This window comes from Parasutterella sp., from assembly GCF_057870745.1.
Map to the genome: position 1 here is coordinate 1 of NZ_DBMALT010000008.1, position 13241 is coordinate 13241.

Consider the following 13241-nt stretch of genomic DNA (forward strand, 5'->3'; position numbering starts at 1 on the left):
ATGTTTATAGGAATTCTCGATTTGTAAAAACTATTCACATTTTGTTATGACTAGTTTAAAATCGGTCTGTTCTATACATGACGAACCGACAAATCAAAAGGAGAAAAAATGACTGATTACACCAAGCAGCTTGTCGAACAGAGACGTGAGCTTCATCAGTGGCCGGAAGAAGGCTGGACCGAATTCTGGACCACTAACTACATCGTCAACAAGCTGCGCTCCTGGGGCTATGAAGTCCTGCTCGGCACAAAGATCATCAATCCCGAACAGGTATTCGGCCGTAACGAAAAACTCGTTCAGGAAGGCATTAAGAACGCTCTGGCCCGCGGAGTTTCTCAGTCTTTCATTGACGAAACCGAAGGCTACACTGGCTGCGTTGCTTTGCTCGACACAGGCAAAGAAGGCCCGACAACTGCATTCCGTTTCGATATCGACTGCGTTTGCGTAAACGAAACCGATAATTCCGAACACAAACCGAACAAAGAAGGCTTCAGAAGCCAGCACGCCGGCTTTATGCACGCTTGTGGTCATGACTCCCATATCTCTATCGGTCTGACTCTGGCTCACTGGATTGCCGAGCGCAAAGACGAACTCAAAGGCAAGTTCAAGATCGTCTTCCAGCCTGCTGAAGAAGGCGTTCGCGGCGCCAGCGCCATTGCTGCTTCCGGCATTGTTGACGATGCTGACTACTTCCTCGGAAGCCATATTTCCTTCATGGCGGATTCTGGCGAAATCGTTGCTGCTCCCTACGGCTTGCTCTGCACATCCAAGTTTGACGTGACATTCAAAGGCAAACCTGCCCACGCCGGTAAAGAACCGAATGCCGGCCGCAACGCTCTTGCTGCAGCCTGCAACGCGGTTGTTCAGATGATGGGTATTCCTCGTCACGGCGGCGGTATGACTCGTATCAACATCGGTACACTGCGCGCCGGTGAAGGCCGCAACGTTATTCCGAGCTCTGCTCATATGGCTCTGGAAGTTCGCGGTGAAACCAGCTCCATCAACGACTACATGGTTGAAAACGTCAAGAACATCGTTGAAGGCATCGCTAAGGGCTTTGACGTTTCGTATGAAATTTCTCAGATGGGCGCTGCCGTTGATTTCACCAACGACAAAGAACTCTCCGACATGCTGATCGAAGTTGCTAAGACCGTTCCCGGGATCAACAACATTCGTCCGGACGGAAACTTCGGCGGTTCTGAAGACATTTCCGTTCTCGGTAGGCGTGTCCAGGCTCACGGCGGTAAAGCTGCATTCTTCATTTGCGGCGCTGACAGAGCTGCAGGCCATCACCAGGGATCTTTCGATATTGACGAAGGCGCATTCAAACAGGCCTTTGACATGTATGTCGGAATGGCTAAGAAGCTGAACGGTTAATCAGACTTAGACATAGAAATTATTTAGGTCCGGCCTCGTAAAGAGTCTGGGCCTAAATTTTTGCCTGTAACCGGACCAAAATGCGCCGCGGAGATCGATGGTAAAACAACCAGTTCCCTGTAACCAAACAGGACGCAGGTTGAGAGTATAGGTCAATCCAGGGCTTGTGATTATGGTGAATTCTTGCCCGTCACAGAAGGACGTAGGAAGGATTCTGAACAGACAAAAGAAAACGGGCGCTTAAGGCGCCCGTTTGAATTATGTACTCAGAAGAATCTGATTAGTTCTTCTTGAGGTGGTCAGGCCACCAGCTCGGGTAAGGAGCCGTCTGAGGAGTCTGCAGCCAGCCCGGAACGTAGTGAGCTTCGGGATCAAGTTTGGCAGCTTCTTCACCGGCGTTGTAGAAGCCCATGATTGTGAATGAACCCATGGCGATCATACCGACGATGAGGACGTATGTAAGCTTGCGGAGGAAGCTGCGTGTGGCGTTCGACGGACCGCACCACTTCATGCACAGACGATACAGACCGATCATGCCGTGAAGTTCAGTAACGATGAGGAACAGGAAAACAACCCACAGCCAGGAGTGATAAACCTCGAGACCGCTGCCGTAAGGTCCGATGCTGCCCGGATCCATCAGCATGGGGAGCATGTGCGGGAAGACCAGAGCGGTGAGGATAACACCGGTGATGAACTGAACCCACCACATTGTTGTGTCGGTGTGACGGAGCAGTTTGTAGTGGCCGCGCATGATGCGGAAGGCTTTGTAGTTGTTCGGGAACTTGCGGAGAGCAAGAATCGCGTGAATAACAACCAGGACGAAGATCACGCCGACGAATACGGAGTGCATCCAGAGGTGATCGACACCGTCAATGAAGTAGCCGCCGGTCAAAGAAACCAGAGACCAGAAAGTGTCTTTGCCAAGAAGGATGGAGCTTGTGAAGCCCATATGGCAGAAAAGGAAGAGACCGAGGATCAAGCCGGTAACGGACTGGAGAACGTCACACCAGGCATAAGCCTTGGATTTCTGTTTTGTTTCCACCAAGTCTTCGCCATCAATGATGGTCTTGGCAGAAGGTGTCACCTTGTAGAGGTGGGAGATGTCTTTGAAATCATCAGCCATGATAAACCTTAGAAATAGGATGAGTTAGCGTTTAACACTGAGCGTAATAATGCGCTTGAACGAACGACCTGTCTTCTAAAAATCAAGCTTTGACTGAAGAAGATAAAATAAAACCCTCATTTTTAATAAAAATACGAGGGTTTACACCTAAATTTTATTCAAGAATGCACTTATTTGGTGCCGAAAATTCTATCTCCTGCATCGCCAAGACCAGGAAGGATGTAAGCGTTCTTGTCGAGCTTTTCGTCTAAAGAGGCGACGTAGAGCTCAATTTCGGGATGAGCTTTCTGGAATGTTTCAACACCTTCCGGAGCAGAAACCAGAGCGACAAAAGTAATGTCTTTTGGTTTTACGCCGCGCTTAAGCAATGTATCGACAGCTGCGACCGCAGAGTTACCGGTAGCCAGCATCGGGTCACACAGAATGACGCGACGGCCTTCGAGTTTGGAGGGCAGCTTAACAAGGTATTCAACCGGTTTATGATCAGGGCCGCGGTATAAGCCGATATGACCAACACGGGCGGACGGCATCAAGTCCAGTAGTCCTTCTGACATACCTAAGCCAGCTCTCAGGATCGGAATGATTACCAGCTTTTTACCTTTGATGAAATTACCTTTGCATTTGCAAAGCGGAGTATCAATCGTACGAGTTTCGAGTGGCAGATCGCGTGTCACTTCATATCCGATCAGGTAAGTAAGTTCGCGAAGCAGTTGACGGAAAGAATTAGACGGGGTCTTCTTTTCACGCATGGTGCTGAGCTTGTGCTGCACGAGCGGATGGTCAACGATATGAAGTTTTGGGAAACGCGGATCAGTTTTCATTCATTCTCTCCTAAATATTCCCATCATTATGCGCCTATTGGAGTACCTCTATGAGTGCTCGGATGTTCGGTACGAGCAAATTCTTTCTCCAAATGAGCTGTGTTTTCACTTCTCCGATCACTGGAGGAAGTCCATAGATCCTAAGGAGATTTTTGGAAGAGAAGTTCTGATGTTTCCGTGTGTCAACTGGTAAGGGTATTTGTTATTTAAATAAAAGCTCCACTATCTAATTCGACTTTTAAAACCCATTCGAAGAATTATGGATCGAGATTCTTTTAAAGGCTCTGGCGTAAGATAATCCTTATCCAACAAAGAGTTGCAGACCTGCCTTGACCGTTACGATTTCTTTAACTTAAATAACTTGTCATCTTTACTGACAAAATCTTCAAGTACAAAAAGTCCTCCGGGACCGGCTGTCCTATCTTAAATGGTGAGCCTGACAAGCCTAATTTCGCGTCAGGTACATTAAAAAATCAAAGTGAATATGATTTCTCATTGGGTTTCTATCCTGCGCAGGAGGTTCCATCAGCAGCTGCCACGATGAGTAACCAACCTCCGAGCCTATTTTATTGCTCCTCATCTTTAGCGAAAATCGCAGTTGAAGGAAACGAGAAGATCTGAGAGGTTGCACGTAACAGCTTCTGTGCATATGCGCGCATATCTATTAAACTGACATAATCCTCTCTAAAAATTTATAAGGTCCCTTTATGCGCTATATCGTCCTCTTATTGGTCTTATTAGTCGGAGCCGGTTTTGTCTTTATTAATTGGCCGGCTGTAAACGCCCCCGCAGAAGTCAATCTTTTGATTACTACAGCTAAGGCGCCGATTACTCTGATGCTTCTTTTCTGGTTCAGCTTGCTTTTCGTGATCGTGATTTACATCTTGTTTGTCCAGCAAACCGGATCGTTTGCCACAATGCGCCGTCTGACAAAAGAGCTCCAGGAACAGCGCAAGCTTGCAACGGATCAGGAAGCTTCCCGACTTACCGATGTTAAGGCTGACTTTGAAAAGAAATGGCAAGTCTGGATGGAAGAACAAAAACAGATTCTTAGTCAGACCGAACAGCGCTTAACCGAACGCCAGAACAAGATCCTTGAAGCTTTCAAGGGTGCGGAAGATCAGATTGCTGCCGCCAATAAAGAATTGAATACTTCTATTTCCGGTACGCTGGATACGATGGACGACAAAATTACAAAGATTTTGATTGCTAATAAAAATCCTGATCAGCAATAGTCGCTGACAATAACAAGAAAGCGGGCTTCGGCCCGCTTTCTGTTTCTGAAGAGAACGTATTACTCGTGATAAGAAGTGACACGTTCCACTTCTTCGGCACTGCCTAAGAATACGGCCACTCTCTGATGCAGCTTCTCGGGCTGCAGGTCAAGAATATTCTGATATCCGTTTGTGGCTTTGCCGCCGGCCTGTTCGATAAGGAAAGACATCGGGTTGGCTTCATACATCAAACGGAGTTTGCCGGGTTTAGACGGATCGCGGTTGTCGCGCGGATACATGAATATGCCGCCGCGGCAGAGAACTCGATGAACTTCAGCAACCATGGCAGCTACCCAGCGCATGTTGAAATTCTTGCCCAAAGGACCAGAATCGCCGGCTAAAAGTTCCTGAACGTACTTCTGAACAGGAGCTTCCCAATGTCTCATGTTCGACATGTTGATCGCAAATTCCTGTGTCTGAACAGGAATACGGATATTTTCCTTCGTGAGGATGTATTCGCCCGTGCCGAGGTTTAGCGTGAACATGAAAACGCCGTTTCCGGTCGTTAAGGTTAGGATGGTTTGCGGCGAGTACATCACATAGCCGGCAGCAATCTGCTTGCGGCCCGGCGTGAGGAAGCTCTCATCGGTGATCTTTCCTTCGGGAGCCTTAGTAATGGAGAAGATCGTTCCAATCGGCGCGTTGATATCGATATTGCTCGAACCGTCTAAGGGGTCGAACATGATGAGATATTTGCCGCGTTTGTAAGCTGCCGGAGTGGGCAGGCAGTGGTCCATTTCTTCACTGGCCATGCCGGCTAAGGCACCGGTCCACTCAACGCCTTCCACAAAGATTTCATTTGTGATGACGTCAAGTTTTTTCTGGTGTTCGCCTTGAACGTTGTCTGTTCCGGCAAAGCCGAGAACGCCGGCAAGAGCTCCGTGGGTCACCTTATCGTTGATTTCTTTACTCAAGTCTGCAACCGCGTTGAGAAGATCGCAAAGCTGCTGATCGATGACGCCGTCGCTTAACTGTTTCGCTAAAAACTGCTGAAGGTTGATGGCCACTTTATAAATCTCCTTTTGAAAGATCGTTTGTGTTCTGCATTCTAAAAAATTCTAGACGGGTTCTGTCAGGGCATGCTCAATAATTTCTCGAACATTCGGAGAAAGATTCTTCTCCTCACTGACATATTTGAGCGCTTTGTACATGAGGCTGGACAAAGTCGGCTCGTAACGGCGCCAGTTTTCTAAAGCTCGAGCAAGGCGGGCTGCGACTTGGGGGTTGAATTTGTCGACGAACAGAACGCTGTCAACCCAAAGCTGATAACCCATTCCGTCAGGACGATGGAATTCCGGACCGCCTGTACGGAAGAATGTGCCGAGCAGGGCGTAAATGCTGTTCGGGTTGTGATCCTGATACTTCGGATGCTGAGTCAGGGCACGAATTAAATCCACGGTCGGACGCTTGCCGCGCTGAGTGCGGAGCTGAGTGCTGAGCGCCAGCCACTTGTTGTTCAGAAGCGGTTCAGACTTCCATTCAACGTCTGCCTTACTCAAGAGTTCTTCTCCGATCGGCAGGGAAGCCTGCACGGCAATATTGACGGCACCTAATCGGTCGGTCAGGTTGTTTGCATTCTTATAGAGATTGCGAACCTGCTGCATAGCCTTGGCATCCTGAGCATAAGCCAGATAGCTCAGGGACAGCAGCTTAAGCGCACGGCGACCTGCGTCCGCAGCATCCGGTCGATAAAGACCCGGTGTCTGGTTGTTTTTAACCTTGTCTTCAAAAGAGCCTCTTAGGCGTTGACCGATTCTGCGCTTGATCAAGTCGCAGGCCTCGCGAATGAGCGCTGGTTCGATCAAAACACGGTTCTCGGCGATGTAATTCTCGCTCGGCATTTCCAGAACTTTGGCGCGGTAAGCCGGAGACAGAGAGTCGTCGTTCAGGATGTCCTCAAAGGCGAAAAGATAGGACTCGGACGGCATTGCGTTCTGAGCTCCGCGTCTGCTCAGATCCGTGATGAACTGATCGACCATCTGGAGCGTGAGTTTTTCAAACGCATCGGCACGGTTGAAAAGATCGGAATCGTGGCGGGCTAAGAAAGCCAACTGTTCGCGGGTGTATTCGGTATTGAAGATGACCGGAGCGGAGAAGCCTCTTCCGATGGAGAGCAGTGGTTTTGTCGAGACATTGCGGAAAGTCCAGCTCTGGACTGCCTCGTCCAAAATCAGCAGACGAGACGTGCCGTCTGGGGAGTCTTCACCTTCGAGCTGCAGAGGAATATCGTTTCCAGCGTCGTCCAGAATGCCGATCTTCACGGGAATCATGAGCGGCTTCGGCGCCGGTTTGCCCGGGAAGGTTCGGTTGTTCTGACGCAGTGTCAAAGTAAAGGTTTTGGCGATTTCGTCCCATTTGGTTTCGACAGAGATGCGCGGAGTACCGGCCTGTGAATACCAGAGTTCGAACTGAGACAAGTCTTCATAATTCGATTCCGCCATGGCATTTAAGAAATCGTCGCAAGTTGCTGCGGTGCCGTCATAGCGATTGATGTATTCAAGCAAGCCGCGGCGGAAGCCGTCCTTGCCGAACAGTGTCTGATACATACGGACGACTTCAGCGCCTTTTTCATACACCGTAGTGGTGTAGAAATTATTGATCGAGCGGTAAGACTCTGGACGAATCGGATGAGCCATAGGGCCGGCGTCTTCCGGGAACTGAGAATTTCTCAGTACGCGTACGTCATCGATACGTTTTACCGCGCGGGAAGATTCGTCACCCAACATATCGGCAGAGAATTCCTGCTCTCTGAAGACGGTAAGGCCTTCTTTCAGAGACAGCTGGAACCAATCTCGGCAGGTGACGCGATCGCCGGTCCAGTTATGGAAATATTCGTGTCCGATGACGGCTTCAATATTGGCGAAGTCCTGATCGGTTGCGATGTTCTCATCAGCCAGAACATATTTGGAGTTAAAGATGTTCAGGCCTTTGTTTTCCATGGCGCCGAAGTTGAAGTCGTCGGTCGCCACAATCATGAAGCGGTCTAAGTCCAGGTCCAAACCGAAACGCTCTTCGTCCCACTTAATGGCTTTGACCAGACTTTGCATGGCAAACTCTGTTTTACCTTTGTTGGCCGGTTCCGTCCAAATTTGGAGCAAGGCTTCGCGGCCGTCGGACAAGGTGACTTTCTGCTCCTGAGCGACGAAATTGCCGGCAACCAAGGCAAAGAGGTAAGAGGGTTTCGGGAACGGATCTTCCCAGATGGCATAGTTGCGTCCGTCGAGCAGTTCTCCCTGTTCGACAAGATTGCCATTGGAAAGAAGGTCTTTGTAGTCTTTCGGCGCACGAATGACCACTCTGTACTTGGCAAGAATGTCGGGACGATCGGGGAAGTAGGTAATGCGGCGGAAGCCTTCGGACTCGCACTGAGTAATGTAGTTGTTCTTACTCATGTAAAGTCCGGAGAGCTCAAGGTTGTTGCGCGGATTGATTCTCGTGACGATTTCAATTTCCGTGCGTTCCTTAATGTTGTGAATAATGAGCTTTCCGGGACGCATGTCGTATTGCCCGGGGAAGGAATCTTCGCCCGCGATCTTGATGGAGACTAGTGTCAGGTCGTCTCCGTCCAAAATCAGATCGTCACTTTTTCTGTCTTCCTGCGGGACAGCAATAATTTTGGAAGTGACTTCTGTGCAGGTAGGGATTAAATCGAAAGAAAGGTCGATCGACTCGATCTGATGATCGGGAGCTGTGTAGTCTTTTCTAAAAACAATATTTGATGCGTTTTGTGATGCCATCTTTATGTTCGCTTTTTTGAATTCGACCATTTTAGCGCGGTACCTATTTTTACAAGGAAAAAGGCGCTGATGTTTGACGCATTGTCTTAATTCTTCACATATTTTTGCGCTCGGCAAAAACTGTTTTTAAGCCTCTCTGAGCGATAGCAATTAGAATGGGTTCACTTTTTAACCAAGGAGTTGCATATGTGCACTACTTTTATCGTCGGCGACAAAGCTACGGTTGACGGTTCTTTCTTAGTTGCAAGAAGTGCCGATAGCTCTGCGCTCAAGGCTCAGTTGTTCATCATTCATCCTGCTTGCTACTATCCTGAAGGCGCGATGTATCGCACCAAGGATCACAACGGCGCAACCGATTTCAGCTATCCGCAGCCTGTGCACGCTATGCGTTACACCTCGGTTCCCAACTGGCAGACAAAACTTCACGGCGCTGTCGGCTTTAATGAAGCCGGCCTCGGCGTGACCGGCACGGAGTCCATTTTCGCCCGTGACGACGCATTGGCCATCGATCCGTACAACAAAGAAACCGGTATCACTGAAGACGACATCATCGATATCATTCTTCCTCGCTGCCATACCGCGGCAGAAGGTGTTGAGCTCTTAGGCAAGATAATCGAAACACACGGCGCAGGCGAAGGTTTCGGCGTTGCATTTGTTGACGACAACGAAATCTGGTATCTGGAAACCGGAACCGGTCATCAGTGGATGGCCCAGAGAATTCCGGAAGATGTTTACTTCGGTTCCGGCAATCAGGGCCGTCTGCGTCTTTACGATCCGAACGCTTCCGAGTTCAAAGGCAGCCCCGACCTGATCGACTTTGCCATCAGACACGGCTTCTATGATCCGAAGAAAGGTCCGTTCGATTTCGCCGCTGCTTACACACGCAACGACGACCGTGACCGTGTTTACAACGATCCGCGCGTTTGGCAGATCCAGAAGCTCTTCAATCCGTCTGTGATTCAGCCCGTCGAAGACGGCCGAGAATTCGGCGTATTTATGAAGCCCGAACGCAAACTCTCCCTCGAAGATGCCAAGCGCGTGATGCGTGACCACTTCGACGCCAGCGAGCACGATCCGTACTCTCACGGCCTTAACGGCAATGAACCCTGGCGTCCCGTCAGTGTCTTCCGTACTTACGAAGCACACGTTATGCAGGTTCGTCCTTGGCTGCCGAGAGCTATCGGTGATGTGATCTACATCGCTTTCGGTATGGCTGATCTTTCCTGCTTCATGCCTTTCTATCAGGGCCTCGAACAGGTTCCGGGCCACTACGGTATCGGTACTTGCCAGGCTGACAGTGCCTCTGTTTACTGGAAGTTCCGTAAACTTCAGACGCTTGTCATGACCGACTATCCGACTTATGCTCCGATCGTGAAGAAAGCCTTCGGCGATCAGGAACGCGCCATGACGGCTAAGCAGGAACAGATGGAAAAGCAGTACGTCGAACTTATCAAGTCCGACAAGAAAGCTGCCACTGCGCTCCTGCAGAAGACCAACCTTGAGCTTCTAGCCGAATGCGAAGCCCTGGCTGAAGACCTGACCAACCAGATCTTCACGCTGGCTACTGAAAACATTCAGAAGGCTAACTTCTTTGCCAATCGTTCAAAGAAAGACTAAGTCTTTTGAGTAGCTAAAACAAAACGCCGCGATTCGCGGCGTTTTTTTATGGGCACAAAAAACGGAGCTCACTTTCGAGCTCCGTTTGTTCTAAGAATTATTTCTTAGCAGCGGCGTCAGCCTGTTCCCAAGCTTTGGCCGGATCAGGCCATTTGCCTGTAGCCTTAATGATTTCGTCAGCCATCTTGTAGTTGTGACCGGCGGTCTTATGGCACATTATGCAGTTTGTCGGTTTGTCGATGAAGCCGGCGTGCATCTTAGCAACCATCGGGTTCTTAGCGTTGTACATATCGGCTAAGTTGTGGCAACCGCGGCAGTTGCGGAAATTGTAAGAGACCATCCAGTCGTTTACAGCCTTAGAAAGTTCAGGACGTTTTTCCAGCCACATCTGCGGTGTGTTGAGTGTGCCGCGGAGTTCGCCGAAACCGGAAATAGAACCGGCTTTTGCTTTTGCGAACAGGAGTTCAACATATGCAACAGGTGTTAACGGACGATTTGTTTCATTTAAGAGGTGGCAGTCGGAGCATCCGGCTGTGTAACCTGACGGGGTTCTGGCGTGCTGGCCTTGTTTCCATGCATAGGTAACGCCGTCCATAGAGTGGCACCAGCCTGTGCAGAATTTATCGGTACCGGCCCACTGAACAACACCGACGAGACCTGCCGTACACAGAATGCCGACGACGATGCCTATCACGAGGATCCAAAAAGTACCCCATTTTCCGGTTTGAGACATTTTGTACTCCCTTTTTTCGCTTTCCAGGGTGAAATTAGAAAGCATGTTATTGGACTTAAGAATCAAGTAGAGACGGTGTAGCGCCGCTCTCACATTCATAATATTATCTTAAGAAAACGAAAAATGCTTTTCTACCTACCTTATGATTAGGTAAATACTCCTAAGGGTTTACCTTTAGAAAAACACTTTCCTGTTGTTTTTTGTCCAGGAAATTCAAGGGGTTATTCTTTCCACCAAATTAGGCTATCAGCCTAATAAGGCTATGACAACACTTTGTTCAGGAATCTGAATATAAACTTCAGATCCGATTTCTAAGCCGTGATTTCCGCGAATAAATCCGACGACGTTTAAGCCGTTAGGAAGTCTTAAGGTTACTTCTCCGCCTTTTTCTTTCTGGGGAAGACGGGAGACTTGTCCGAAGAGGAAACAGCGGCTGCGTTCCTCAGGTTTGTCTTTAGAAACGGTGGCGGCAGACGCCTTGAATAAAGCTAAAACGCTTTTACCAACTTGCAGATCCAAGAGCTGACGGCTTTCGAGCGTAACACTTGAGCGGAGGTATTGACCTTCGCAAACTTTCATCTTGACCTTGCACATCGACATTCCGCCGTGAATGTCTTCAATCACGCACGGAATGATGTTGCGGATACTCATGCGCAGGGCAACGGAGGCCAGCGCCGCTAATTTCGGCGATTCTCCGCCCTGAATGTCCTCCAAAATTTGGTTTCTGACTTTATTTAAGGCCGCTGAGGCTTCTAAGACAGCTTCGCCGGCAGCTGTGACGTGGGCTCCGCCGCCGGAGTTGCCGCCGACCGTTTTTTCAACAAGAGGTTCACCGGCAAGCGCGGACAAGGTTTCGATTGCCTGCCATGCCGCTTTATAGCTGATACCGGCGCTTCGGGCCGCTTCCGAAATACTTCCGTACTGCTTAATACGCTGAAGAACGTCGATTCTTTTATCCACAACATTTTGGGAAAGTGCGTCGGAAATATTCAGGGCCATTTCTTTTCCTTGTCTAAACGAATATTGTTATTTTATCGATATTCATGTTTAGAATAACGATAAAGTAGTTCTTATGCTTGGTTACATTATAGCTAACGAGGATGTTATGAAGAAAATAGTTGTCGGTCTCTCTGCTGTTTTAGCTCTTTCTGTTGCCGGCGTCTCCGCTGCGGAAATTAACGTTGCCGTTGCGGCGAACTTTACCGCTCCGATTAAAGAAATTTCCGCTATTTACGAAAAGGAAAGCGGAAACAAGATTCTTGCCTCTTTCGGCGCCACAGGCGCTTTCTACGCACAGATTAAAAATGGTGCGCCTTACCAGGTTTTGTTTGCAGCCGACGCTAAAACACCTAAGAAAATCGTAGACGAGGGACTCGGTATCGATGCCAAACCGTATGCTTTCGGAAAATTGGTTCTTTGGAGTGCTGCCGATAATTTTGTTAAGCAGGATCCGAACTTCATTCTCTCAGACGAAGTTAAAAAGATCGTTGTTGCAAATCCGAAGTTAGCTCCTTACGGTGAAGCTGCATACCAGACAATGGAAAAATGGGGCAATCTTAAAAAGGCTGAATCTAAATTTGTGACGGGCGACAATATCGGAAAGACATTCCAGTTTGCTAAAACCGCCAACGCGCAAGTCGGTTTCGTGGCATTGTCTCAAGTCTTTAAAAACGGCAAAATCACTTCCGGTTCAGGCTGGATTATTCCGGCAGACTGCTACAAGCCTATTCGCCAGGATTCCGTTATCCTGAATCCGGGTAAAGACAGCAAGGCCGTGGCAGACTTTATGAAGTTTATGGCGACAAGCCCGAAGGTTCAGGCGGTTATTGATTCCTACGGCTACAGCACAAAGTAATTAAGAAATAGGACCGACATGTTTACTGCGGAAGAACTGCTTCCTATTAAGCTGACGTTAGAGCTGGCATTGATTACGACTGTCTTCTTGCTTTTGGTGGCAACACCGCTGGCTTGGTGGCTGTCGCACACTCAATCAAAATGGCGGGCTCCGATCAGCTCAATTGTCACACTACCGTTGGTTCTTCCGCCGAGCGTCCTGGGCTTTTACCTCTTGGTGGCCATGGGACCGTCAGGTCCTCTTGGAAAACTGACAGAAGCTTTAGGCATCGGACTTCTGACATTTACTTTTCCGGGGCTGGTGATCGGCAGTATTGTTTATTCGATGCCGTTTGCCGTGCAGCCGCTGCAAGCGGCCTTTGGGTCGATCGGCAAGCGCCCCTTGGAAGTGGCCTCAACGCTGGGCGCAAAGCCCCTGGATGCCTTCTTTAATGTTGTTCTGCCTCTTGCCAAGCCCGGTTTTGTTACGGCGGCACTTCTCACATTTGCCCATACCATCGGGGAGTTCGGCGTTGTTTTGATGATCGGCGGGAATGTTCCGGGTAAAACGCAGGTCGTCTCCACGGAAATTTACAGTTATGTTGAGGCAATGGAGTACAGCAAAGCGCATTGGCTGGCCGGCGGCATGGTGGTCTTTAGCTTCTTTGTTTTGCTCGGCTTAACGCTTTTGAATCGCCACAACGAGCGCGTTATGCCTTAATTTTC

The 13241-nt window shown here is 49.1% G+C and carries 11 protein-coding genes; 5 read left to right on the forward strand and 6 right to left on the reverse strand.

What is annotated here, in order from left to right:
- Positions 1-108: 108 nt before the first annotated feature.
- Positions 109-1377, forward strand: coding sequence for an amidohydrolase (locus ACZND6_RS03390; RefSeq protein ID WP_293737006.1), 1269 nt, complete (start codon positions 109-111; stop codon positions 1375-1377).
- A gap of 280 nt (positions 1378-1657) precedes the next feature.
- Here ACZND6_RS03390 and ACZND6_RS03395 read toward each other — a convergent pair whose 3' ends face one another.
- Together ACZND6_RS03395 and upp are read right to left on the reverse strand one after the other, a co-directional pair.
- Positions 1658-2500 (reverse strand): fumarate reductase cytochrome b subunit, encoded by an 843-nt coding sequence (locus ACZND6_RS03395; RefSeq protein WP_008863660.1) that lies wholly within the window; start codon positions 2498-2500, stop codon positions 1658-1660.
- 170 nt (positions 2501-2670) lie between these two features.
- Positions 2671-3321 carry a uracil phosphoribosyltransferase gene (gene upp / locus ACZND6_RS03400; RefSeq protein ID WP_293737005.1) on the reverse strand — a complete coding sequence of 217 codons (651 nt, stop codon included), beginning with the start codon at positions 3319-3321 and terminating at the stop codon, positions 2671-2673.
- Positions 3322-4028: 707 nt separating this feature from the next.
- Between upp and ACZND6_RS03405 the strand changes: the two genes are divergently transcribed.
- Positions 4029-4556 carry a LapA family protein gene (locus tag ACZND6_RS03405; RefSeq protein WP_008810639.1) on the forward strand — a complete coding sequence of 176 codons (528 nt, stop codon included), beginning with the start codon at positions 4029-4031 and terminating at the stop codon, positions 4554-4556.
- Between the two features lie 59 nt (positions 4557-4615).
- Here ACZND6_RS03405 and ACZND6_RS03410 read toward each other — a convergent pair whose 3' ends face one another.
- Positions 4616-5602: a class 1 fructose-bisphosphatase gene (locus ACZND6_RS03410; protein WP_293737004.1), complete on the reverse strand. Its 987-nt coding sequence runs from the start codon at positions 5600-5602 to the stop codon at positions 4616-4618.
- A gap of 51 nt (positions 5603-5653) precedes the next feature.
- Entirely contained in the window at positions 5654-8332 is a 2679-nt protein-coding gene (pepN, locus tag ACZND6_RS03415) for an aminopeptidase N (RefSeq protein WP_489524392.1), read from the reverse strand.
- Positions 8333-8518: 186 nt separating this feature from the next.
- Between pepN and ACZND6_RS03420 the strand changes: the two genes are divergently transcribed.
- The gene (locus ACZND6_RS03420) at positions 8519-9949 is read left to right on the forward strand and encodes a C69 family dipeptidase (RefSeq protein WP_293737002.1); all 1431 of its coding nucleotides are present in this window, start codon (positions 8519-8521) and stop codon (positions 9947-9949) included.
- Positions 9950-10046: 97 nt separating this feature from the next.
- Here ACZND6_RS03420 and ACZND6_RS03425 read toward each other — a convergent pair whose 3' ends face one another.
- Positions 10047-10682: a cytochrome c3 family protein gene (locus ACZND6_RS03425; RefSeq protein ID WP_244862375.1), complete on the reverse strand. Its 636-nt coding sequence runs from the start codon at positions 10680-10682 to the stop codon at positions 10047-10049.
- Between the two features lie 246 nt (positions 10683-10928).
- Positions 10929-11681: a TOBE domain-containing protein gene (locus ACZND6_RS03430; protein WP_293737001.1), complete on the reverse strand. Its 753-nt coding sequence runs from the start codon at positions 11679-11681 to the stop codon at positions 10929-10931.
- A gap of 106 nt (positions 11682-11787) precedes the next feature.
- Here ACZND6_RS03430 and modA point away from each other — a divergent pair, with 106 nt between their 5' ends.
- Together modA and modB are read left to right on the forward strand one after the other, a co-directional pair.
- The gene (modA, locus tag ACZND6_RS03435) at positions 11788-12537 is read left to right on the forward strand and encodes a molybdate ABC transporter substrate-binding protein (RefSeq protein ID WP_293737000.1); all 750 of its coding nucleotides are present in this window, start codon (positions 11788-11790) and stop codon (positions 12535-12537) included.
- 18 nt (positions 12538-12555) lie between these two features.
- Positions 12556-13236 carry a molybdate ABC transporter permease subunit gene (gene modB / locus ACZND6_RS03440; RefSeq protein WP_489524393.1) on the forward strand — a complete coding sequence of 227 codons (681 nt, stop codon included), beginning with the start codon at positions 12556-12558 and terminating at the stop codon, positions 13234-13236.
- Positions 13237-13241: the final 5 nt, after the last annotated feature.

Bases quoted from the DNA above. Each gene is read 5' to 3' on its own strand.
- ACZND6_RS03390 (WP_293737006.1), top strand. From the start codon at position 109: ATGACTGATTACACCAAGCAGCTTGTCGAACAGAGACGTGAGCTTCAT.
- ACZND6_RS03395 (WP_008863660.1), bottom strand. From the start codon at position 2,500: ATGGCTGATGATTTCAAAGACATCTCCCACCTCTACAAGGTGACACCT.
- upp (WP_293737005.1), bottom strand. From the start codon at position 3,321: ATGAAAACTGATCCGCGTTTCCCAAAACTTCATATCGTTGACCATCCG.
- ACZND6_RS03405 (WP_008810639.1), top strand. From the start codon at position 4,029: ATGCGCTATATCGTCCTCTTATTGGTCTTATTAGTCGGAGCCGGTTTT.
- pepN (WP_489524392.1), bottom strand. From the start codon at position 8,332: ATGGCATCACAAAACGCATCAAATATTGTTTTTAGAAAAGACTACACA.
- ACZND6_RS03420 (WP_293737002.1), top strand. From the start codon at position 8,519: ATGTGCACTACTTTTATCGTCGGCGACAAAGCTACGGTTGACGGTTCT.
- ACZND6_RS03425 (WP_244862375.1), bottom strand. From the start codon at position 10,682: ATGTCTCAAACCGGAAAATGGGGTACTTTTTGGATCCTCGTGATAGGC.
- ACZND6_RS03430 (WP_293737001.1), bottom strand. From the start codon at position 11,681: ATGGCCCTGAATATTTCCGACGCACTTTCCCAAAATGTTGTGGATAAA.
- modA (WP_293737000.1), top strand. From the start codon at position 11,788: ATGAAGAAAATAGTTGTCGGTCTCTCTGCTGTTTTAGCTCTTTCTGTT.
- modB (WP_489524393.1), top strand. From the start codon at position 12,556: ATGTTTACTGCGGAAGAACTGCTTCCTATTAAGCTGACGTTAGAGCTG.